This is a genomic window from Streptomyces sp. BK79 (assembly GCF_044142145.1).
Classification (GTDB): Bacteria; Actinomycetota; Actinomycetes; order Streptomycetales; family Streptomycetaceae; genus Streptomyces.
Map to the genome: position 1 here is coordinate 303,025 of NZ_JBHVOC010000004.1, position 21,636 is coordinate 324,660.

Here is a 21,636-nt window from a genome sequence, read left to right on the forward strand (position 1 = left end):
CTCCCCCACTCTCGGCTTCGCTCGAGCGGGGGGACCCCCATCGCCCCAGCGGCACGACTGCCCGCAGGATGGGGGATCGCCGGGTCAGTCGGTCGCATTCCTGCGCCGCCTTGCCTGCCAGGCTGTCGCGGCGGCCAGGGCTGCCACGAGGGCGATGCCCGCGTAGAGGCCGACCGAGGGGCCGTCGTCGTCCTGCGTGTCCTTCGGGGCCGGGGCTGCCGTTCCCGTCGGCTGTTGCTGCTGCGGCTCCTGCCCGGAGACCTGCTCCCCGCAGCCCGCGCTCGGGTAGCCCGCGATGCCGCAGAGCATGGCGCTGGTGTTGTAGCGCAGCGGCTCCGCCACGGCGGCCAGGGCGTCGGCCGTCGTGGCGTCGGGGGAGACCCGGGCGCACGCCGTGCGCGGGGCCGGCGGGGTCTCGCCGGACGGGGCGTCGGACGCCGTACCGAAGTCGAGGACGAGGGCGACGCGCTTCTTGCCGTCCTCGGCCGGCGTCTTCGCGCAGATCGTCGCGAAGTCCGCCGTGCCGCGCGGCTTGGCCGCGTCGCCCGAGTTCTCGCTGACCGAGAAGCGGAAGCCCTGGACGTCCCCGTCGGACGGGCGGACGAGGGACGGGCCCTGGGTGGCGTAGGTCCAGCTCTCGCCGTCGCGCTCCCAGTAGGACCAGTAGCGGTAACCGGCGGCCTGCGCCTGGCCCGCGCTCCCGATCAGCAGGAACGCGGCCAGGAAGAGGAGGACGACGCGGCGGGTCACGGCTGCCGCTTCTTGTTGCGGCCGCTCAGCAGGAAGCCGACGCCGATGCCGAAGACCAGGCAGACGCCGACGAACCACCAGACACCGAAGCCGGAGTCGTCCTTGTCGTCCTTCTCCTTGGCGTCGTCGGCGTCGCTCGCGGCCGCGCTGTCCGTCACCTTGCCGCCCTGCGGGCTCGGCCCGGTCGCGTTCAGGGCCGCCACCAGGTCCGTGCCACCGAAGTCACGCGGGTCGGCGCCCGTGGCGTGGGCGGCGAGGATCAGCTGGGCGTAGGCGGCGGGGCCGCTCTCCCCGGCCCACTTCGCGGCGTTCTTCTCCAGCCAGGCCAGCGGCCCGGCCGCCTTGTCCGCGCCGCCCTGCGCGGCGAGGGCGACGACCGCGTCGGCGGTGTTGCCGTAGTCGGGCTGGTCGGCGGAGCCGCCGAGGGCCGACTTGAGGTGGCCGTCCTCGGCGAGGGCGTCGGCGAGGTGGGCGGCGCCGTTCGCGGCGGCCTGCTCGCGGGTCGGCTTGCCGGCGTCCGTGCAGGTGGCCGCGCCGGACTTCGCGCCGGCCTCGGTGACCAGGCCCTTGCCGAGCGCGCCGAGGACGCCGGCGGCCGTCGCGTCCGCGTTGGCGAGCAGCTTGCCGTCCTTGTCGGGCTGGAAGGCGAAGGCACCGGCGCCCTTGTCCTTCGCGCAGGGCAGGGCGAACGTCAGCAGGGCGTCGTACGGGTCCTTGCCGTCCTTCGCGACCTGCTCGGGCTTGCTTCCCGTGGCGGTCAGGGCGCCGATGACGACGGCCGTGGAGTTGGCGTCGCTGGGGCCGCCGGGGGTGTAACCCCAGCCGCCGTCCTTGTTCTGGACGGACTTCAGCCAGGTGAGGGCGGACTCGACGACGTCACCGCGCCCGCCGAGCGCCCACAGCGCCTGGACGGCGGCGGCCGTGCTGTTGGTGTCGACCATGGTCTTGGCGTCGCACGGCTTGGCGGTGTCGGCGCGGAACGGGGCGAAGGCGCCGTTGGCGCACTGCTGGCCGGTGAGCCAGTCCACGGCCTTCGGCGACGGGGTCACGCCCGCGGTGTCCTGCGCGAGCAGGGCGAGGGACTGGCGCCAGACACCGTCGTACTGGGGGTCGGCGGTCCCGTACAGCCCGGAGGACCCGGGGGACTTGGCCGCGGGCGCGGACGGGGAGGACGACGGATCGGCGGCGGCCGCGGGCGCGGCGGCGGCGCCGATCACGGCTATAGCGGCCAGGGCCGCGGCGCTGCTGCGACGGCGGACGTTCATGAGCGGCGGGTGCCTTTCCCTGCGCGGAGTCGGGCAGCACGGGCACCCCCGGGCGGCTCGGCCCCGTATGCCTCGACGGTGCCCGTGCGCCGGCGGGTGCCGGGCACGTGAGCCGGTCACGTCCGCGCGGGGCAGTCCGGCTCACCGGCCGCGCGGCCACAAGGGCTTCGGCGGGCGGTTCACGGTTGCGGGTCAGCGCCGGAATTGCACCGGCTTCCCCCCGTACGGGTGTGATGACGACGCCGCCACTTTACCCGCAGGCAACCGGGCCGCTCCGGGGCGCCCGCCCGCTCACCCGCGCTCCGTCAGGTCGATCAGCCGGCACGCCGTCTCGATGTCCGCCCTCACCTGGTCGAGCGACGCGCGGCCGGAGAGCCAGGCGATCAGGGTCGAGTGCCAGGTGTGCTCGACGACGCGGACCGCGGAGAGCTGCGCGCCGGTGGGGTCCTCCAGGCCGCCCATCGCGTCCAGGACGATCGCGGTGGTCTGCCGGGAGACCTGGTCGACCTCCGGGGAGACACCGCGGTCGGCGAAGGTCAGGGCGCGCACCATCGCCTCGGCCAGCAGGGGTTCGCGCTGGAGGGCGGCGAACGCCCGCATCAGGGTCTCGGCCACCCTCTCCGCCGCCGTCTCGCCGGCCGGCGGGCTCTCGCGCAGGGTGTCGTGCAACCGCTCCAGCTGGTCCCGCATGGTCGCGACCAGCAGATGCACCTTCGACGGGAAGTAGCGGTACAGCGTGCCCAGGGCGACTTGGGAGGACTCCGCGACCTCGCGCATCTGCACCGCCTCGAAGCCGCCCCGGCAGGCGAGCCGGGCGGTCGCGCGCAGGATGCGGCGGCGGCGCGCCCGCTGCCGCTCGGTCAGGGGCGGGGCGGCGGGACGGCGGTCGTCCACCTCGGTCACCTTCTCCCCGTCGCCGTGGCGTGAATCACCTGATCCACTCGTCACAGCACTCCTACCTGCCGGTAGATTCGGAGCCTCCGAACGATCAAGTCTGAAACTTGTTCTAGATTAACGTCCCGGCGTACTGTCGCGGGACAGTGCAGTGAGAAGGGGGCCCGGAGTGACCGCTGAGGCCAGTCGGACGGGTCCCCGTCCCGAGCCCGCCGCCGACGGCATGCGACCGCTGCGCATCGCACTCCTCACCTACAAGGGGAACCCGTTCTGCGGCGGCCAGGGCGTCTACGTCCGCCACCTCTCGCGCGAACTGGCCCGCCTCGGCCACCGGGTCGAGGTCATCGGCTCCCAGCCCTACCCCGTGCTCGACGAGGGCCTCGCGGACCGGCTGTCCCTCACCGAGCTGCCCAGCCTCGACCTCTACCGCCAGCCCGACCCCTTCCGCACCCCGAAGCGCGGCGAGTACCGCGACTGGGTCGACGCGCTGGAGGTCGGCACGATGTGGACCGGCGGCTTCCCCGAACCGCTGACGTTCTCGCTGCGCGCCCGCCGCCATCTGCGCGCCCGCCGCGGCGACTTCGACGTCGTCCACGACAACCAGACGCTGGGGTACGGGCTGCTGGGCGACGTCGGCGCCCCGCTCGTCACCACCATCCACCACCCCATCACCGTCGACCGGCAGTTGGAGCTCGACGCCGCCGACGGCTGGAAGCGCCGGTACTCCGTGCGCCGCTGGTACGCGTTCACCCGCATGCAGAAGCGCGTCGCGCGCCGCCTGCCCTCCGTGCTCACCGTCTCCGGCACCTCCCGCCAGGAGATCGTCGACCACCTCGGCGTCCGGGACGACCGCATCCACGTCGTCCACATCGGCGCCGACACCGACCTGTTCTCGCCCGACCCGTCGGTGCCCGTCGTGCCGGGCCGGATCGTGACGACGTCCAGCGCGGACGTGCCGCTCAAGGGCCTGGTCTTCCTGGTCGAGGCGCTCGCGAAGGTGCGCACCGAGCAGCCCGACGCCCACCTCGTCGTCGTCGGCAAGCGGCCCGCCGAGGGCCCCGTCGCCCAGGCGGTCGAGCGGTACGGCCTCGAAGGCGCCGTCGAGTTCGTCAAGGGCATCTCGGATGCCGAACTGGTCGACCTCGTCCGATCGGCCGAGGTCGCGTGCGTGCCGTCGCTGTACGAGGGGTTCTCGCTGCCGGCCGCCGAGGCCATGGCGACGGGCACGGCGCTGCTGGCCACGACCGGCGGGGCGGTCCCGGAGGTCGCCGGACGCGACGGGGAGACCTGCCTCGCGGTGCCGCCCGGCGACGCGGGCGCGCTGGCCGCCGGACTGAAGCGGCTGCTCGGCGACCGCGAACTGCGGGCGCGGCTCGGCGCGGCCGGACGCGAGCGCGTGCTGCGGCACTTCACCTGGGCCCGCGCCGCCGAGGGCACGGCCGCCCGCTACCGCGAGGCCATCGGCGCTGCCTCCCCGAGCGCCCCGGGCACCCCGAGTGCCCCGGTCACCCCGAAGGCCGTGCCCGCCACCCCGGCCCCCGCGACCCCGACCACCAGTGACACCGGCGTCTACCCCGAAAGCAGGGCCACGTGCTGACCGTCGACTTCTCCCGGTTCCCGCTCGCCCCCGGCGACCGCGTCCTGGACCTCGGCTGCGGCGCCGGCCGGCACGCGTTCGAGTGCTACCGGCGCGGCGCCCAGGTCGTCGCGCTGGACCAGAACGCGGAGGAGATCCGCGAGGTCGCCAAGTGGTTCGCCGCGATGAAGGAGGCCGGCGAGGCCCCCGCCGGCGCCACCGCCACCGCGATGGAGGGCGACGCGCTCGCCCTGCCCTTCCCGGACGAGTCCTTCGACGTCGTCATCATCTCCGAGGTGATGGAGCACATCCACGACGACAAGGGCGTCCTCGCCGAGATGGTCCGCGTGCTGCGGCCCGGCGGGCGCATCGCCATCACCGTGCCCCGGTACGGCCCCGAGAAGGTCTGCTGGACCCTGTCCGACGCCTACCACGAGGTCGAGGGCGGCCACATCCGCATCTACAAGGCCGACCAGCTCCTCGCCCGCATCCGCGAGGCCGGCCTCAAGCCCTACGGCACCCACCACGCGCACGCGCTGCACTCGCCGTACTGGTGGCTGAAGTGCGCGTTCGGCGTCGACAACGACAAGGCGCTGCCGGTGCGGGCGTACCACAAGCTGCTGGTCTGGGACATCATGAAGAAGCCGCTGGCCACGCGCGTCGCCGAGCAGGCGCTGAACCCGCTGATCGGCAAGAGCTTCGTCGCCTACGCGACCAAGCCGCACCTGCCGCCGGTGGACGCCGCGTGACATCGCCCCGCAGTCCCCGCACTCCCCGCACCGAACACCTGGTCCTGCCCGGCGTCCTCACCGACGCCGAGGCCGCCGCCACCGTCCGCGGCATCCTCGCCGTACAGCGGGAGGACGGCGCGATCCCGTGGTTCCGCGGCCACCACCTCGACCCGTGGGACCACACCGAGGCCGCGATGGCCCTGGACGCGGCCGGCGAGCACGAGGCCGCCGAGCGGGCCTACGTGTGGCTGGCCCGCCACCAGAACCCGGACGGCTCCTGGTACGCCGCCTACGCCGACGGCGACTTCGCCGACGTCACCGACCGCGGCCGGGAGACCAACTTCGTCGCCTACGTCGCCGTCGGCGTCTGGCACCACTACCTCGCCACCGGCGACGACACGTTCCTGGACCGGATGTGGCCCGTCGTCCACGCGGCGGTCGAGTTCGTGCTGCGGCTCCAGCAGCCCGGCGGTCAGATCGGCTGGCGGCGCGACGACGACGGCACGGACACCGCGGACGCGCTGCTCACCGGCAGCTCCTCCGTCCACCACGCGCTGCGCTGCGCGCTGGCCATCGCCGAGCAGCGCGAAGAGCCGCAGCCCGACTGGGAGTTGGCGGCGGGCGCGCTCAGGCACGCCATCCGCCGCCACCCGGAACGGTTCCTGGACAAGGGCCGCTACTCGATGGACTGGTACTACCCGGTGCTGGGCGGCGCCCTGACCGGCACGGAGGCCAAAAGCCGCATCGCGGAGAGCTGGGACCGCTTCGTCGTCCCGGACCTCGGCGTGCGCTGCGTCGTCCCCAACCCGTGGGTGACCGGCGGCGAGTCGGCCGAACTCGCGCTCGCCCTGTGGGCGGTCGGCGAGTCCGACCGCGCCCTGGAGATCCTCCAGTCCATCCAGCATCTGCGCGACCCGGACAGCGGCCTGTACTGGACGGGCTACGTCTTCGACGACGACGCCATATGGCCCCGCGAACTCACCACCTGGACGGCCGGCTCCCTGCTCCTCGCCGTCGCCGCGCTCGGCGGCCACGAGGCGACCTGCCAGGTGTTCTCCGGCGACCGGCTGCCCAGGGGCCTGGACCCCGACTGCTGCGTCTGAGCGCCCGGGGGGCTGGGAGCGGGGGTCAGCGGCGGCCGAGGCGGTTGGCGACGGCGTGGCCGACGAAGAGGTAGACGACGGCTGCCAGGCCGTAGCCGGCCACCACGCGCGCCCACGCCTCGTCGAAGGTGAACAGGTCACGTGACCAGCCGGCGAGCACGTTGGCCACTTCATGGACGAACTGCACCAGGTCGTTGGCCCGGTTGGCGTCCAACAGGTACATGAGGATCCACAGTCCGAGGATGACGGCCATGATGTCCGCGATCACCGCGATGGCCGTCCCCGCACTGGATCCGCTGCGACTTCTAGGGGACATGCCTTCCGTCTGGCCCCGGATGTGTGTTTGAAACCTGCGGCCCGTCCTGCGCACGGCGACGGCCCCTCGCCCGGAAGTACCGGTGGGCGAGGGGCCGTTGACGTCGTACGGGGCGGGCGCGGTCAGCCGCGCTGGATGCCCGAGGTGTCCTGGAGGACGCCGCGGCGGCCGTCCTGCGTCTGGGCCACCAGATTGGCGCCGCGCTGCTCGACGGCGAGGTACCAGGTGCCCGGCGCCAGTTCGGCGATCGGCGTGGGCGAGCCGTCCTCCGCGAACAGCGGACGCGGCACCGGCACGGCGAACCAGAACGGCGAGAAGTCCCCGGCCGGCTGCGCCTGCGCCTGCTGCGGCTGCGGGGCCTGCGGCTGGGGCTGGCCCGGCTGCGGCTGACCGCCGCCGAAGGACTGCCCCGGGTGCCCCGGCTGACCGGGCTGGCCGGGCTGTCCCGGCTGACCGCCGTACGGCTGCTGCTGCGCGCCCGGGTAGCCGTAACCACCCTGGGGCTGGCCGCCGTAGGGCTGCGGCGCGGCCGGACGGGAGGCCGGGATCAGGGAGCCCTTGAGGGCCGGGACCAGCGGGGTGGCGATGGCCGCGGCGGCCATGAGCACGGTGGCGACGAGGGCCAGGATCAGGCCCGTGCCGGCCCCGATGTTGTCCACGCCCCCGTCGTTGTCGAAGGCTCCGGCCGGGTCGAAGATGTTGCCCAGCGCGCACCAGGCCGCGAAGACCGTGAACGCCACGCCGAACTGGCCGAGGTCGAGGCCGGCCACCTTCCTGGGCTGAGGCAGAGCGCGCGCCACGACGATGAGCGCGGCACCGATGACGCCCGCCAGGACGACACCGAGCACGACCGACCCACTGCCCCACAGGCTGGGGATTTCGGCGCTGTCCGGAGCACCTTCGATCGAGTAGATGTCGAGGAACGACGCGATGAACAGCAACACCGCTGCTCCGATCACCACGCCGTCGCCTCGAGTGAGGGAGCGGATATTCACTTCAGGTCCTTCGTAGGTCGTCTCGTCGTCGGTAGAGGCGTCGCTGTCACGATGTCGCCGAAAGGTTCCGGTGTGAAGCGCGGGGGTGGCCCCTCATCGTACGGATGACACTATCGTCCGCACGTCGGGGCTGTCCGCAGGGTTCAGCGCGCTGATCGTCACCCGCGCAGGAAACTCACGATTCCCTCAGACATCCCTTGCGCCGCTTTCTGCCGCCAGGCACCGCTGGTCAGCAGCGCCGCGTCCTTGCTATCGCGCATGTTGCCGCACTCGATGAACACCTTGGGAACCGTTGACAGATTGAGACCGCCCAGGTCCGTGCGCGTGACGAGACCGGTGCCGCCGCCCACGTAGTTGGAGGGCGCGCTGCCCGTGACGCGGACGAAGTTGCCCGCGATACGCCGGCCCAGCTCGGCGGAGGGGCCGACGATGGCGCGGGTGTCGGCCTCGCCGTCGTGCACCGGCCCCGGCAGGATCACGTGGAAGCCCCGGTTGCCGGTGCCGGACCCGTCGGCGTGGATCGAGATCGCGGCATCCGCCTTCGCCTCGTTGCCGATGCGGGCCCGCTCGTCCACGCAGGGGCCGTAGGGACGGTCGTCGTCCTGCGTCAGTTCCACCGTGGCGCCCTGCGCTTCCAGGAGGGAGCGCAGCCGGTGGGCCACGTCCAGGGTGAACGTCGCCTCGGGCCAGCCGGAGTTGGTGGCCGTGCCCGTCGTGTCGCACTCCTTCCAGTGCGTGCCGACGTCCACCTTGCGGTTGATCTCGGAGGTGTGCCGAGAGTTGCCCGGGTTGTGCCCGGGGTCGATGACGACGACCTTGCCCTTCAGGGGGCCGTTCGCAGCGGCGGGCGCGGACTTCGACGCGGAGGGCGACGGCTTCGCCGAGGTGGGCGAAGGAGAGGCGCCCGTGGGCGGCTTGGCGTCGGCGGTCGGGGAGGCGGGACCGTCCGAGGGCGGCGCCGAGGACGTCCGCGCGCCGTCCGCGCGGTCCGTACCGCCCCCGTCGTCCGGGCCGCCGACCGCCGCGTAGACGCCCCACCCGAGCAGCGCCCCGGGCACGAGCGCGGCGATCGCCACGGTCAGCGGACGGCGCAGCGGGGAACGCCGGGGCTGGGGAGGATCGAAGTCCGGGCCTGTGTACGACACGCGGCGACTCTAGTCCGCGCCCTCAGATCCCCGCGCCCGTTCGCCGCAGGACGCGCAGCGAGTCGGTCACCGAGACCTCCGTGAACGCGCCGGACGCGAGGGCCCTGAGGTGGACGCGGTACGGGGCCTGGCCGGTGAACTCGTCGGCCGGGTCCGGGAAGACGTCGTGGATGGCCAGCAGGCCGCCCTCGGCCACGTGCGGGGCCCAGCCCTCGTAGTCGGCGTTCGCGTGCTCGTCGGTGTGGCCGCCGTCGACGAAGACCAGGCCGAGAGGGGAGTTCCAGACCGCCGCCACCTGGGGCGAGCGGCCGACCAGGGCGACCACGTGCTCCTCCAGTCCGGCCCGGTGCAGGGTGCGGCGGAAGGTGGGAAGGGTGTCCATCACGCCGAGTTCGGGATCCACCGTCTCCGGATCGTGGTACTCCCAGCCCGGCTGCTGCTCCTCGCTGCCCCGGTGGTGGTCGACGGTGAGCGCGGTGACCCCGGCCCGGCGGGCGGCGTCGGCGAGCAGGACGGTGGAGCGTCCGCAGTACGTGCCGACCTCCAGCAGCGGCAGCCCGAGCCCGCCGGCCTCCACGGCCGCCGCGTACAGGGCGAGGCCCTCGTGCGCGGGCATGAACCCCTTCGCGGCCTCGAAGGCGGCCAGGGTGGCGGGGGTGGGTGCCGCGGGCATGAGCGTCCCTCTCGGTGGTGCGGGCGTACGGCGCCTTATGCTGCCGCACCCCCGGCCGCGGCATGCGACAGGGGGTGCGGGAACGGGCGGGCCGGGGTCAGGCGGTGACCGTCTCGCCCGGCAGGGACAGGTCCAGGTCGACCGGCCGGTCGCCGGTGTGGGTGGCCGCGTGGGCGAGCGGACCGTGGCCCGTGGCGCGGGCGGCCAGGACGTACGGGCCCTGGCCGGGGACGGCGAGGGCGTACCCGCCGTCCCCGGCGGAGAGGGTCGCGCCGGCCTGGCGTCCGTGCCGGTCGATCAGCGTGACCTTGGCGCGGGCGACGGGGACGCCGTCGGCGGTCAGCACCCGGCCGCGGAAGCCGGACAGCTCCGCGTCGGACGGGAACCCGCCGGCCAGCGCCTGCTCGGCGCGGGCCAGGTTCGCGTCCTCCTCGCTGCTCGCGCGCAGCCGCGTGGTCGTCTCCGGGCGGCGGCGGGGGAGGAAGAAGGCCAGCGCCAGGCCGACGGCGACCGCGCCGGTCGCGATCAGGAACGAGACGCGGAAGCCCTCCATGGTGGGGACGGCCACCCCGCCCACGTCGTCGGCCGTGTTGGCGAGCACCATGCCGATGACGGCGCTGGACACCGACGTGCCGATGGACCGCATGAGCGTGTTGAGGCCGTTGGCCGCGCCCGTCTCCGAGGCCGGCACCGCGCCGATGATCAGCGCGGGCAGCGAGGAGTAGGCCAGGCCGATACCGGCGCCGAGCAGGACCGAGGTGACGACGGTCTGCCAGGCGGCGCTCATCAGTCCGAGGCCGCCGCCGTAGCCGAGCGCGATGACCAGCAGGCCGATGATCAGGGTGGTGCGGGGGCCGTAGCGGGCCGACAGGCGGGCGTACACCGGCGCCGTGAACATCATCGTCAGGCCCAGCGGGGCCACGCACAGGCCCGCGACGACCATCGACCGGCCGAGGCCGTAACCGGTCTCCGAGGGGAGTTGAAGGAGCTGCGGCAGGACCAGGGAGACGACGTAGAAGGCGACGCCGACCATGATCGAGGCGAGGTTGGTGAGCAGGACCTCGCGGCGGACCGTGGTGCGCAGGTCGACCAGCGGGGCCGCGACGCGCAGCTCCATCAGGCCCCACAGGAGCAGCACCACGACGGCGGCGGCGAACAGGCCGAGCGTGGTGGGCGACGACCAGCCCCAGTCGCTGCCCTTCGTGATCGGCAGGAGGAAGAGGACCAGGCCGGCGGTCAGGCCGAGCGCGCCCGGCAGGTCGAAGGAGCCCTTGGCGCGCAGCGGGGACTCCGGTACGGCCAGGAGGGTGAGGGCGATGGCCAGGACGCCGAGGCCGGCGGCGCCGTAGAACAGGGCGTGCCAGTCGGTGTGCTGGGCGACCAGGGCCGCGGCGGGCAGCGCCAGGCCGCCGCCGACGCCGATGGAGGAACTCATCAGCGCCATCGCCGAGCCGAGCCGCTCGCGGGGCAGCATGTCGCGCATCAGGCCGATGCCGAGGGGTATCGCGCCCATCGCGAAGCCCTGGAGGGTGCGGCCGACGATCATCGGGAGCAGGGCGTCGGTGAACGCGCTGACCAGCGCGCCCACCACCATCACCGACAGGCTGGCGATCAGCATGCGGCGCTTGCCGAACAGGTCGCCGAGCCGGCCCATGATCGGCGTGGCCACCGCTCCGGAGAGGAGCGTGGAGGTGAGGACCCAGGTGGCGTTGCTGGGCGAGGTGTCCAGGAGTCGGGGCAGGTCCTTGATGACCGGGACGAGCAGGGTCTGCATCACCGCGACGACGATGCCGGCGAAGGCGAGTACCGGGACGGTGGCCCCGCTCGCCTTCCGGACGGGTTCGTCGGTCGTCGTGTGGGACATGGGGTGAGGCCTCCAGGCCGGGTCGGTCGGCGAGATGCGGTGCGTGGTCGTGACTGTGTGCAGGGTGAACCTCGTGCGCCGGGGCAACTATTCCGTTGCTTCGAGTCCCTAAGTAATTCTTGACCTTCTCTTGGGCCGGGCGTCGGAGGGTGCCGGGCTCCGGGGTTCCGGGGCTCCGGGGCTCCGGACGGTGTCGGGGTCGGGGTCGCGTCTACGTCCCGGGACCTAGGGCGCCCGGGGACCAAATACCGATGCAAGGGGTGCGCCCGGGTTGAGACCATGACACCCATGCTCGAAGCCACCGGTACCTCCGCCACCCGGACCGCCCCGCGCCGTACGCCACCCACCTGGCTGGTGGTGGCGCTGGCCTGCGCCGGCCAGTTCCTGGTCGTGCTCGACGTGTCCGTCGTCAACGTCGCCCTGCCGTCGATGCGGGCCGACCTCCACCTGAGCGCCCAAGGACTCCAGTGGGTGGTCAACGCCTACGCCATCGCCTTCGCCGGCTTCATGCTGCTCGGCGGACGGGCCGGCGACCTGTACGGGCGCAAGCGGATGTTCCTGATCGGGCTCGGGCTGTTCACGCTGGCCTCGCTGGGCGGCGGGTTCGCCCAGGAGGGCTGGCAGCTGCTGCTCGCGCGGGCGGTGCAGGGACTGGGCGCCGCGGTGCTGGCGCCGTCGACGCTGACGATCCTCACCTCGGCGGTGCCCGAGGGCGCGGCGCGGGCCCGGGCGATAGCGACCTGGACCGCCGTCGGCGCGGGCGGCGGCGCGGCGGGCGGACTGGTGGGCGGCATCCTGGTCGACGGGCTGTCGTGGCGCTGGGTCCTGCTGATCAACGTGCCGGTGGGAGCGGTCGTGCTGGCCGGCGCGGTGCTGTGGCTGACCGAGAGCCGGGCCGGTGAGCGCCGGCGCCTCGACCTGCCCGGCGCGCTGCTGGTCACCGCCGGTCTGGCCACGCTGGCCTACGGCATCTCACAGACCGAGTCCGAGGGCTGGGCGGCGACGGCGACGCTGGTGCCGCTGCTGGCCGGGGTCGCGCTGCTCGCGCTGTTCCTGCTCGTCGAGGCGCGGACGGCGGCGCCGCTGATGCCGCTGGGGCTGCTGCGGCTGCGGTCGGTGGCGTCGGCGAACGTGGCGATGCTGGTGTCCGGCTCGTCGATGTTCGCGATGTGGTTCTTCATGACGCTGTACGCGCAGAACGTGCTGGGCTACTCCCCCCTGGAGGCCGGTCTCGCGCTCGTGCCCAGCTCCCTGGCGGTGGTCCTCGGGTCGAAGGCGGCGCCGCGGCTGATGCGGGTGGTCGGGGCGCGGAACGTCGCCGTGCTGGGCACGCTGGTGGCGGCGGTCGGTTTCGGCTGGCAGTCGACGATGACCGCCGACGGGGGTTACGTGACCGCGATCATGATCCCCGGGGTGCTGATGATGGTGGGCGCGGGGCTGGCGGCGACTCCGCTGGCGTCGCTCGCCATCTCGGGGGCGGCGGCGGGGGACGCGGGACTGGTCTCCGGGCTGATCAACACCTCCCGGACGATGGGGGGTTCGCTGGGACTCGCCGTGATGTCGACGATCGCGGCGGCCCGGGCGGGAGGGGAGCATGCGGGGCCCCGGGAACTGACGGACGGGTACGCGCTGGTGTTCCGCACGGGGGCGGTGGTGCTGGTCGGCGGGGCGTTGCTGATGCGGGCGTGGCTGCCGGCCGGGAAGCGGGGCGAGTAGCGGGTCCGGGGCCTCAGCCCCTCAGTCCCTCAGTCCCTCACACCCATCCTTGGCGGCGGGCTTCGCGCAGGGCCTCCGTGCGGTTGCGGGTGGCGGTCTTGCCGATGGCGGCGGAGAGGTAGTTGCGGACCGTGGACTCGGACAGGTGCAGGGACCCGGCGATGTCGGCGACGGTCGCGCCGTCCGCGGACGCCCTGAGCACGTCGCACTCGCGGGGGGTGAGCGGGTTGGGGCCGGCGCTGAGCGCGGCGGCGGCGAGCGCGGGGTCGACGACCGTCTCGCCGGCCAGCACCCGGCGGACCGCGCCGGCCAGCTCCTCCACGGGGCCGTCCTTCACGAGGAAGCCGGCGGCGCCGGCCTCCAGGGCCCGCCGCAGGTAGCCGGGGCGGCCGAACGTGGTCAGGATCAGCACCCGGCACCCGGGCGCCCGCTCCCGCAGCTCGGCGGCGGCGTCCAGGCCGCTTCTGCCCGGCAGTTCGATGTCGAGGAGGGCCACGTCGGGGCGATGCGCCAGTACGGCGCCGACGATCTCGTCGCCGGCCGGTACCTGGGCGACGACCTCGATGTCCTCCTCCATCCCGAGCAGCAGCGAGAGCGCGCCGCGCATCATGCCCTGGTCCTCGGCCAGCAGGACGCGGATGGGGCGGGGGTGTGTGTCGGTCACGGGGTCAGGGTAGGGGGGCGGGGTGCCTGCGGCGGCCTGTGCGGGTTCGGTGGGGGTGCGGGTAGCGCGTTCGGTTGTGTGGGGGTCGGGGCCGGGCCGGGGGGTGTCCGTCCTCGGAACGGCGCGGAATCGGTCGGCCACAGAAGTGGGTGGCGTTGACGCGCCAACCGCTGCGGGCGGACACCCCCCAGCCCGTCCCCTTCCCGCCGTACGCGGCTTTCCGTCCGGTCCCGCTTCCGCTGTACGCGGCTGACGGTTCGTTCGTTGTACGTCCCGTTTCTTCATCCCCGTACCGGCAGTTCCGCCGTCACCGAGAAGCCGCCCTCCGTCCGCGCCTTCGCCGTCAGCGTGCCCCCGGCCGCCGTGAGGCGTTCCGTCAGGCCGGTCAGGCCGGTGCCGGGGCCCGAGGTCGCGCCGCCGGTGCCCGGCCCGTCGTCCGTGACCGTCAGCCGGACCCGCTCCGCGCTGCCCGACACCGCGATCTCGCACCGGCTCGCACCGCTGTGCCGCATGACGTTGGTGACGGCCTCCCGCACCACCCAGCCGAGCAGTGCCTCGGTCCGCGGCGGCAGTGGTGGGCCCCGGTGGTGGACCACCGGCGCGATGTCCGCGGCGGTCAGCACCGAGCGGGCCCGGTCCAGTTCGGTGCCGAGGCTGCCCTCGCGGTAGCCGGTGACGGCCTCGCGGACCTCGGTCAGCGCCTGCCGGCCGACCGCCTCGATGTCGGTGATCTGGGTCAGGGCCGCGCCCAGGTCCCGGGGCGCCAGCCGGCGGGCGGCCTCCGACTTGACCACGATCACCGAGAGGGTGTGGCCGAGGAGGTCGTGCAGGTCGCGGGAGAAGCGGAGGCGTTCCTCCGCGACCGCGCGGGTGGCGAGTTCCTCGCGGGCGGCGCGCAGTTGCCGTACGGCGTCGGACAGGCCGAGGATCGCGGCCGTCACCATCGTCGACAGGAAGGTGCCGTAGGCGATGTTCAGGCCGGTCCAGCCGTCCTTGGCGCCGGCCACCCCGCCCGCCAGCGCCGCCAGCGTCCAGCCCCACCGGGCGAGCCACCGGCCGCGCAGCGCGGCGCCCGCGGCGAGGCCGAGGAGGGGGAAGAAGAGCAACCAGGTGCCGCCGTAGGCCAGCGAAAGGCCGCACGTCAGCAGGGTCATGGCGGCCAGGGCCAGGCGGGTCGGCGCCGCTTCGCGCCGCTTCCTGTCGAAGGAACGGAACGACACGTAGATGTAGAGGGAGTTGAAGAGGAGCAGGCCCAGGCCGCCGATCCAGGGGTTGGAGGTCCGGCCCTGGAAGATGTTGGCGAGGCTGCCCAGGCCCATCAGGAGCCAGGGCAGGAGCGCGAAGCCGGTGGGCGGGGGGCCGATGTGTTCCGCCGGTGGGCCGGCAGAGGGGTCGGACGTCCGCGCCAGCTGCCAGGCGTCCAGTCGGCACGAGAGGCCGCGCAGCCGCCCCGTGGCCCGGCTCGTGCCCGTCGGCTTCCTGTCCGGCACGTCCCACGTCCGTTCGTCCACCGGCTCCGGGAGCCGGGCGGCCACCTCGTCCGTACGAGAATCGCACCCGCGGGCGGCGCGTGTCCCGGGGTGGTCCGGCGTGTACGTCCCTCCGGGGGGCGAGGGCGGAGCGGTGGGCGCGGGGCAGGGTGTGGGTTCCATGCGGACGACGCTACGGAGCCGTCGGCGGCCCGCGGCAGATCCGGTTGTCCGAAGTCCGGGAGTACGAATGTCACGGTCACCGGTGTCCCGTAGGGTCCTGGCAGTCCGTGACGGGAGTGAGGAGGGCCATGCCCATCGACGCAGCGGTGGCGCTCGCCGCCCCGGCCCGGGTCCGCGAGATCGCCTGGGACGACAGGGACGTGCGGCTCTACCACCTCGGCATCGGCGCCGGCCGCCCCGCCACCGACCCCCGCGAGCTGCGCTACACCCTGGAGTCGCGGCTGCACGTCCTGCCCAGCTTCGCGACGGTCGCGGGCGGCGGCCCCCCGGGTGTCATCGGCGGGCTGTCCACGCCCGGCGTCGACGTGGACCTGGCCCTCGTGCTGCACGGCGGGCAGCGGCTGCGCCTGTACCGGCCCGTCCCGGCGCGGGGGCGGGCGAGCGCTTCCTCGCGCGTCGTCGCCGTGCACGACAAGGGCACGGCCGCCGTCCTGGTCCTGCGCACCGACGTCACCGGCGCGGACGGGCCGCTGTGGACCGAGGAGGCCGAGATCTTCGTGCGGGGCGCGGGCGGCTGGGGCGGTGAGCGGGGACCGTCCGGGCGCCCCGCGCCACCGCCCGCCCGGGCACCCGACCGCACGGTCGAACGGCCCCTGCGCGAGGACCAGGCCCTGCTCTACCGGCTCTCCGGCGACCCGAACCCGCTGCACGCCGACCCGGAGTTCGCCGCGCGCGCCGGCTTCGAGCGACCCGTCCTGCACGGCCTGTGCGGCTACGGCTGCGTCCTCAAGGCGGTCGTCGACACGCTGCTGGACGGTGACGTGACGCGGGTGCGCGAGTACCGCGCGCGGTTCACCGGCGTCGTGTACCCGGGGGAGACGCTGCGGGTGCGGATGTGGCACTTCCCGGCGCCGGGCGGCGGCGGCACGGTGCGGGCGGCCGTGAGCGTGGTCGAGCGGGACGACGTCCTCGTACTCGCCGACACGTACGTCCGGTACGGGGTCGGGGCCGGTGCGCGATCCGGTGCGTTGGGTGCGGGGGACGACGACGGTCCGTGGGACGACGACGGCCCCGTTCGCCGGATGTGACGAACGGGGCCGTGGCCGTGTGTGGTGCGTGGCCGTCAGGCGGCCGTCCCGGACTCTTCGGCCGGTTTGCGGTGGCGGCCCCGCGGAGCCGCCGTGCCGTCCTGGCGGGACACCGGTCCCCGGTGCCTGCCGTGGCCCGTCACGGTCTCGGAAACGTCGGCGCCGTCGGCCTGCGTGGGCTGGGTCGTGCTGGCGTCGTTCATCAGAAGGAATTCACCCCGTCGACATGATCTTTCCTGCAGCCGGGCGAGTGTAACCGGCACCCCTCGGCCCGGATCCAGGCGACCACGCCAACCGGCACTACTTCGTTACAAGCCGTGCCAGAGGGGCCTGTTGGAGGGGTACGGGGCGGGGCGGAGCGGGTGCCGGGGCGGGTGCCGGGGCGTCCGGATCGTCCGACCGGTCCGGGGGCGTGTCCGTGGTCGTGTCCTGCTCCTGTTCCGTCTTCCCGGCCCGCGTCTCGTCCGGTCCTGGCGCGGGCAGCCGTGCCACACCGCACGGGGTCTGCGGCGTGGCGCACGGCAGACGCAGCTCCCCGTCCGCGGTCCACAGGCCGGCGCCGGTCAGCCACCCCTCGGGCGCCGGAAGGTGCCGCACCCGGCGCTCGGCGGGCCGCCACACCCCGACCCAGCTGCCGAACCCGCCGTCCACCCGCAGCGCCACCGCGCAGCGCTCCGGCGTCAGCGCCTGCCCCGGCTGGATCGCGAACGGCGTCACCACGCACTGCGGCAGCCGCAGGCACTCGGGGAAGCGCACCGGCAGGGTGCTGCCCAGCACGCCCCAGCCGAGCCTGGCCCGGCCCGGCGAGGGCGCGTCCGAGCGGATCAGCACCAGGCCGCTGTCCGGGTCGGCCAGCAGTATCCGGTCGTCGCTGTCCGCGGCGATCTGGAGCAGCGGCGACACCTCGCCGCCCCGCTCCAGGTCCACCACGACCGCCTTGGTGCGCCCCCCGGTCTCCCGGTCCACGGCCAGCATCCGGGCCGCGCGGTCCAGCCAGACGCCGCCCGAACAGCGGCCGGGAATCTCGGCGACCTGGGCGACGGTGCCGCCCGCCACCCGCCACAGCGCCGTCGAGCGCGGGCCGACGGCGAGGGCGTACGCCCGCTCGCCGCCCGGGGCCGGCGGCAGCAGCCGCACCGCGGTGGTGTCCGCCGGACACGCGACCGCGCCGAGCGGCTGCTCGCCGGTTCCGGGACCGGTCGGGTACAGCAGGGAGAAGAGGTGCCGCCCGGCCGCGACGCGGTGGACCAGGACCCGTCCGTCGCCCATCGGCTGCACCTCGGTACCGGGCTCCTCCGGCTGGTTGCCGGGCAGCGGCACCGCGTACGGCTCCGGGCCGTCCAGCGTCCAGCGCTCCGGGTACCAGGAGTCCCCGCTCAGGGTCAGGCGCGCGGCGTAGGCGCCCTCCGCGGTGATGCTGCAGCCCGCCCGCGGTGGGCCGTCGTTCCCGGCGTCCGCCGAAGGCTCGATAGCACAGGCTGTCATCGTTCGGTCACCTCCGGCGACGAAGGTAGTTTTCGTACGCACGGGCGGGGGACCGGCCGCCGTCCCTCTCACACGTACGTGTGTCACAGGAACGATTCGCCTGAGGGAAGGACGAGGTGTGTGCTGGGCCGGACCGGGCGTTCGCCGGGAGGCCGCCGAGGGTACGACGGCGCAGTACAGCCAGGTAGCCTTGCACCCGTGCCCCGTCTGTCAGAAGTCATCGCCGCGCTGGAGAACCTGTGGCCCGCCGAGCGGGCCGAGTCCTGGGACGCGGTCGGCACCGTCGTGGGCGACCCCGACCGGCAGGTCTCCCGGGTGCTGTTCGCCGTCGATCCCGTCCAGGAGATCGTCGACGAGGCGGTGGACCTGGGCGCCGACCTGCTCGTCACCCACCATCCGCTGTATCTGCGCGGGACGACGACCGTGGCGGCCTCCACCTTCAAGGGCCGCGTGGTGCACACCCTCATCAAGAACGACGTCGCGCTGCACGTCGCCCACACCAACGCCGACACCGCCGACCCGGGCGTCTCCGACGCGCTGGCCGGCGCCCTCGACCTGCGCGTCGTACGGCCCCTGGTGCCGGACCCGGCCGACCCCGCCGGTCGCCGGGGCCTGGGCAGGGTGTGCGAGCTGGAACACCCGCTGACCGTCCGCGAACTGGCCGCCCGCGCCGCCGAGCGCCTGCCCGCCACCGCGCAGGGCATCCGCGTCGCCGGCGACCCGGAGGCCCTGGTCCGCACGGTCGCCGTCAGCGGCGGCTCCGGCGACAGCCTCTTCGACCACGTGCGCGCGGCCGGCGTCGACGCCTTCCTCACCGCGGACCTGCGCCACCACCCGGTGTCGGAGGCCCGCGCCCACAGTCCCCTCGCGCTGCTCGACGCGGCGCACTGGGCCACCGAATGGCCCTGGTGCGAGCTGGCCGCAGCCCAGCTCGACGAGATCTCCGACCGCGAGCGCTGGGACCTCAGAGTCCACGTCTCGAAGACGGTCACCGACCCCTGGACCGCCCACGCGGCGTCCGCCCCGACCTCCAACGCACTGGGAGCCCCCAACTGAAAGCCGCGCCCGCCGACCAGATCCGACTCCTGGACGTCCAGGGCCTCGACGTCCGGCTCCAGCAGCTCGCGCACAAGCGCCGGTCGCTGCCCGAGCACGCCGAGATCGAATCGCTGACCAAGGACCTCACGCAGCTGCGCGACCTGCTCGTGGCCGCGCAGACCGAGGAGAGCGACTGCGCCCGCGAGCAGACCAAGGCCGAGCAGGACGTGGACCAGGTGCGCCAGCGCGCCGCCCGCGACCAGCAGCGCCTGGACTCCGGCGCCGTCACCTCCCCGAAGGACCTGGAGAACCTCCAGCGGGAGATCACCTCCCTCGCCAAGCGGCAGGGCGACCTCGAGGACGTCGTCCTGGAGGTGATGGAGCGCCGCGAGTCCGCGCAGGAGCGGGTCGCTGAACTGACCGAGCGGGTCGGCTCCGTGCAGGGCAGGATCGACGACGCCGCCGCGCGCCGGGACGCCGCCGTCGAGGAGCTGGACGGCGAGGCGGCCTCGGTGACCAAGGAGCGCGAGGTCATCGCCGCCTCGGTCCCCGAGGACCTGCTGAAGCTCTACGACAAGCTGCGCGACCAGCAGGGCGGCGTCGGCGCGGCCAAGCTGTACCAGCGAAGCTGCCAGGGGTGCCGCCAGGAGCTGGCGATCACCGAGCTGAGCGAGATCCGCTCGGCGGCGCCCGACACGGTCGTACGCTGCGAGAACTGCCGCCGCATCCTGGTGCGCACGGCGGACTCCGGCCTGTAGGGGCGGGTCCGGTGCGGGAGTTCGTGGTCGAGGCCGACGGCGGGTCGCGGGGCAACCCGGGGCCCGCGGGCTACGGGGCGGTGGTGCTGGACGCGGCGACGGGGCAGACCCTCGCCGAGGCCGCCGAGTACCTCGGGGTCGTCACGAACAACGTGGCCGAGTACCGGGGCCTGCTGGCCGGGCTGCGCGCCGCCGAGCGACTGGACCCGGACGCCACCGTCCACGTCCGCATGGACTCCAAGCTCGTCGTCGAGCAGATGTCGGGCCGCTGGAAGATCAAGCACCCCGACATGAAGCCGCTGGCGGCCGAGGCGGCGCGCGTCTTCCCGCCGGGCCGGGTGACGTACGAGTGGATCCCCCGCGCGAGCAACAAGCACGCCGACCGGCTGGCCAACGAGGCGATGGACGCGGGCGCCCGCGGGGAGCGGTGGTCGCCGTCCACGTCGACGGCGGAGCTGGACGCGGGGGGCACGGCATCGCGGGGCACGGATTCGCGGGCGGCGGCCGCCTCCTCGCCGGCGGCGGCCGCTTCTTCAGCGGCGGGCCCGGCCTCTTCACCGGCGGCCCCGGTCTCGGTGTCCGGGCTGGCCGGGGGAGCCGACGCCGCCGCCGACGTCCGGGCCGCGACGACCGTCGCCTCGCCCGGCTGGGGGCCGCCCGACATGGGCGCCCCCGCCACCTTCGTCCTGCTCCGGCACGGGGAGACGCCCCTGACGCCGCAGAAGCGGTTCTCGGGTAGCGGCGGCAGCGACCCGTCCCTGTCGGACGCCGGCCGGGAGCAGGCCGAGAGGGTCGCCGCGAGCCTCGCCCGGCGCGGGACGGTCCAGGCCGTCGTGGCGTCCCCGCTGGCCCGCACCCGCGAGACCGCCGGCATCGTCGCCGCCCGCCTCGGTCTGGAGGTGACGGTCGAGGAAGGGCTGCGGGAGACCGACTTCGGCGCCTGGGAAGGGCTCACCTTCGGCGAGGTGCGCGCACGCCACCCGGACGACCTGAACGCCTGGCTGTCCTCCCCGGACGCGGAACCCACCGGCGGCGGCGAGAGCTTCGCGGCGACCGGTGCCCGCGTCGCCGCCACCCGCGACAAGCTGGTCGCCGCGTACGCGGGCCGCACGGTCCTGCTGGTCTCCCACGTGACGCCGATCAAGACCTTCGTACGGCTCGCCCTGGGCGCCCCGCCCGAGTCGCTGTTCCGGATGGAGCTGTCGCCGGCGTCGCTGTCGGCGGTGGCGTACTACGCGGACGGCGGCGCGAGCGTCCGGCTGTTCAACGACACGTCCCACCTGCGCTGAGCCCGGCCGCCTCGCGGGCCAGCGCCTCGACGCGCCCCCAGTCGCGGCCCGCGATCGCGTCCTTGGGCAGCATCCAACTGCCCCCCACGCAGTCGACGTTGGGCAGGGCGAGGTAGTCCGGCGCCGAGGCCGGCGTGATGCCGCCCGTCGGGCAGAAGCGGGCCTGCGGCAGCGGGGCGGACAGCGCCCTGAGGTAGGCGGTGCCGCCCGCGGCCTCGGCCGGGAAGAACTTCATCTCCCGCACCCCGCGCTCCAGCAGCGCCACCACCTCCGAGGTGGTCGACACCCCCGGCAGGAACGGCACCCCGGACCCCCGCATCGCCTCCAGCAGCCGGTCCGTCCACCCCGGGCTGACCAGGAACCGCGCCCCGGCCGCCACCACCTCGCCGACCTGCTCCGGCGTGATGACGGTGCCCGCGCCGACCACGGCCCCCGGCACCTCACCGGCGATCGCGCGGATCGCGTCGAGGGCGACCGGCGTCCGCAGCGTCACCTCGATCGCGGGCAGCCCGCCGGCCACGAGCGCCCGGGCGAGCGGCACGGCGTCCGCGAGGTCGTCGACGACCACCACGGGGACGACGGGGGCGAGGTCCAGCACGGAAGCGGCGGGGGAGGAGGGCAGCGGTGAGCTCAT

21 protein-coding genes and 1 riboswitch are annotated in these 21,636 nt (G+C 74.3%); of the genes, 8 read left to right on the top strand and 13 right to left on the bottom strand.

Going from position 1 to position 21,636, the window contains the following annotated elements; translation table 11 throughout:
- Window positions 1-84 precede the first annotated feature (84 nt).
- The 3 genes from ACFIF2_RS06995 to ACFIF2_RS07005 all read right to left on the bottom strand — a co-directional run bounded on the left by ACFIF2_RS06995 (window position 85) and on the right by ACFIF2_RS07005 (window position 2,918).
- On the bottom strand, window positions 85-750 hold the full coding sequence (locus tag ACFIF2_RS06995) for an SCO2322 family protein (protein ID WP_395571623.1): 666 nt from the start codon (window positions 748-750) through the stop codon (window positions 85-87).
- On the bottom strand, window positions 747-2,015 hold the full coding sequence (locus ACFIF2_RS07000; RefSeq protein ID WP_395571624.1) for a prenyltransferase/squalene oxidase repeat-containing protein: 1,269 nt from the start codon (window positions 2,013-2,015) through the stop codon (window positions 747-749). The genes ACFIF2_RS06995 and ACFIF2_RS07000 overlap by 4 nt, the downstream gene beginning before the upstream one ends.
- Window positions 2,016-2,144: 129 nt before the next feature.
- Window positions 2,145-2,235: riboswitch (cobalamin riboswitch) on the bottom strand.
- Window positions 2,236-2,306: 71 nt separating this feature from the next.
- Window positions 2,307-2,918, bottom strand: coding sequence for a TetR family transcriptional regulator (locus ACFIF2_RS07005; protein WP_395571625.1), 612 nt, complete (start codon window positions 2,916-2,918; stop codon window positions 2,307-2,309).
- Between the two features lie 160 nt (window positions 2,919-3,078).
- Here ACFIF2_RS07005 and ACFIF2_RS07010 point away from each other — a divergent pair, with 160 nt between their 5' ends.
- Genes ACFIF2_RS07010 through ACFIF2_RS07020 form a run of 3 tightly spaced genes read left to right on the top strand, consistent with a single transcriptional unit; the run spans window position 3,079 to window position 6,319 of the window.
- Window positions 3,079-4,506 carry a glycosyltransferase family 4 protein gene (locus tag ACFIF2_RS07010; protein ID WP_395571626.1) on the top strand — a complete coding sequence of 476 codons (1,428 nt, stop codon included), beginning with the start codon at window positions 3,079-3,081 and terminating at the stop codon, window positions 4,504-4,506.
- Window positions 4,500-5,234 (top strand): class I SAM-dependent methyltransferase, encoded by a 735-nt coding sequence (locus tag ACFIF2_RS07015; RefSeq protein ID WP_217252414.1) that lies wholly within the window; start codon window positions 4,500-4,502, stop codon window positions 5,232-5,234. Before ACFIF2_RS07010 ends, ACFIF2_RS07015 begins: the two co-directional genes overlap by 7 nt.
- Window positions 5,231-6,319 carry a prenyltransferase gene (locus ACFIF2_RS07020; RefSeq protein WP_395571627.1) on the top strand — a complete coding sequence of 363 codons (1,089 nt, stop codon included), beginning with the start codon at window positions 5,231-5,233 and terminating at the stop codon, window positions 6,317-6,319. The genes ACFIF2_RS07015 and ACFIF2_RS07020 overlap by 4 nt, the downstream gene beginning before the upstream one ends.
- Before the next feature lie 25 nt (window positions 6,320-6,344).
- On the opposite strand, the gene ACFIF2_RS07025 is transcribed toward ACFIF2_RS07020, so the two are convergent.
- The 5 genes from ACFIF2_RS07025 to ACFIF2_RS07045 all read right to left on the bottom strand — a co-directional run bounded on the left by ACFIF2_RS07025 (window position 6,345) and on the right by ACFIF2_RS07045 (window position 11,312).
- On the bottom strand, window positions 6,345-6,635 hold the full coding sequence (locus tag ACFIF2_RS07025) for a hypothetical protein (RefSeq protein WP_310873627.1): 291 nt from the start codon (window positions 6,633-6,635) through the stop codon (window positions 6,345-6,347).
- Window positions 6,636-6,757: 122 nt separating this feature from the next.
- Window positions 6,758-7,630, bottom strand: a complete 873-nt coding sequence (locus tag ACFIF2_RS07030; protein WP_395571628.1) for a hypothetical protein — start codon at window positions 7,628-7,630, stop codon at window positions 6,758-6,760.
- Window positions 7,631-7,788: 158 nt separating this feature from the next.
- A complete protein-coding gene (locus tag ACFIF2_RS07035) occupies window positions 7,789-8,775 on the bottom strand; it encodes an N-acetylmuramoyl-L-alanine amidase (RefSeq protein WP_395571629.1) in 987 nt (328 codons plus the stop codon).
- Between the two features lie 22 nt (window positions 8,776-8,797).
- A complete protein-coding gene (locus ACFIF2_RS07040; RefSeq protein WP_395571630.1) occupies window positions 8,798-9,448 on the bottom strand; it encodes a class I SAM-dependent methyltransferase in 651 nt (216 codons plus the stop codon).
- 97 nt (window positions 9,449-9,545) lie between these two features.
- Entirely contained in the window at window positions 9,546-11,312 is a 1,767-nt protein-coding gene (locus tag ACFIF2_RS07045) for an MFS transporter (protein ID WP_395571631.1), read from the bottom strand.
- A 288-nt stretch (window positions 11,313-11,600) separates the two neighbouring features.
- On the opposite strand from ACFIF2_RS07045, the gene ACFIF2_RS07050 reads away from it, so the two are divergent.
- The gene (locus ACFIF2_RS07050; RefSeq protein ID WP_395571632.1) at window positions 11,601-13,028 is read left to right on the top strand and encodes an MFS transporter; all 1,428 of its coding nucleotides are present in this window, start codon (window positions 11,601-11,603) and stop codon (window positions 13,026-13,028) included.
- Between the two features lie 37 nt (window positions 13,029-13,065).
- On the opposite strand, the gene ACFIF2_RS07055 is transcribed toward ACFIF2_RS07050, so the two are convergent.
- Window positions 13,066-13,692, bottom strand: a complete 627-nt coding sequence (locus tag ACFIF2_RS07055) for a response regulator (RefSeq protein ID WP_395571633.1) — start codon at window positions 13,690-13,692, stop codon at window positions 13,066-13,068.
- A gap of 281 nt (window positions 13,693-13,973) precedes the next feature.
- Window positions 13,974-15,344, bottom strand: a complete 1,371-nt coding sequence (locus tag ACFIF2_RS07060; RefSeq protein WP_395571634.1) for a sensor histidine kinase — start codon at window positions 15,342-15,344, stop codon at window positions 13,974-13,976.
- Between the two features lie 128 nt (window positions 15,345-15,472).
- Between ACFIF2_RS07060 and ACFIF2_RS07065 the strand changes: the two genes are divergently transcribed.
- Window positions 15,473-16,432: a MaoC/PaaZ C-terminal domain-containing protein gene (locus tag ACFIF2_RS07065; RefSeq protein WP_395571635.1), complete on the top strand. Its 960-nt coding sequence runs from the start codon at window positions 15,473-15,475 to the stop codon at window positions 16,430-16,432.
- 35 nt (window positions 16,433-16,467) lie between these two features.
- Here ACFIF2_RS07065 and ACFIF2_RS07070 read toward each other — a convergent pair whose 3' ends face one another.
- Complete coding sequence (locus ACFIF2_RS07070) at window positions 16,468-16,635, bottom strand: hypothetical protein (RefSeq protein WP_395571636.1); 168 nt, start codon at window positions 16,633-16,635, stop codon at window positions 16,468-16,470.
- A gap of 97 nt (window positions 16,636-16,732) precedes the next feature.
- The gene (locus ACFIF2_RS07075; RefSeq protein WP_395571637.1) at window positions 16,733-17,917 is read right to left on the bottom strand and encodes a hypothetical protein; all 1,185 of its coding nucleotides are present in this window, start codon (window positions 17,915-17,917) and stop codon (window positions 16,733-16,735) included.
- Window positions 17,918-18,115: 198 nt separating this feature from the next.
- On the opposite strand from ACFIF2_RS07075, the gene ACFIF2_RS07080 reads away from it, so the two are divergent.
- The 3 genes from ACFIF2_RS07080 to ACFIF2_RS07090 are packed head-to-tail and all read left to right on the top strand — an operon-like array spanning window position 18,116 to window position 21,002.
- Window positions 18,116-18,973: a Nif3-like dinuclear metal center hexameric protein gene (locus ACFIF2_RS07080; protein ID WP_395571638.1), complete on the top strand. Its 858-nt coding sequence runs from the start codon at window positions 18,116-18,118 to the stop codon at window positions 18,971-18,973.
- Entirely contained in the window at window positions 18,970-19,713 is a 744-nt protein-coding gene (locus ACFIF2_RS07085) for a zinc ribbon domain-containing protein (RefSeq protein ID WP_395571666.1), read from the top strand. Before ACFIF2_RS07080 ends, ACFIF2_RS07085 begins: the two co-directional genes overlap by 4 nt.
- A gap of 11 nt (window positions 19,714-19,724) precedes the next feature.
- Window positions 19,725-21,002 (top strand): bifunctional RNase H/acid phosphatase, encoded by a 1,278-nt coding sequence (locus ACFIF2_RS07090; RefSeq protein ID WP_395571639.1) that lies wholly within the window; start codon window positions 19,725-19,727, stop codon window positions 21,000-21,002.
- On the opposite strand, the gene eda is transcribed toward ACFIF2_RS07090, so the two are convergent.
- Window positions 20,977-21,636 carry a bifunctional 4-hydroxy-2-oxoglutarate aldolase/2-dehydro-3-deoxy-phosphogluconate aldolase gene (gene eda / locus ACFIF2_RS07095; RefSeq protein WP_395571640.1) on the bottom strand — a complete coding sequence of 220 codons (660 nt, stop codon included), beginning with the start codon at window positions 21,634-21,636 and terminating at the stop codon, window positions 20,977-20,979. The two genes, ACFIF2_RS07090 and eda, sit on opposite strands and share 26 nt — an antisense overlap.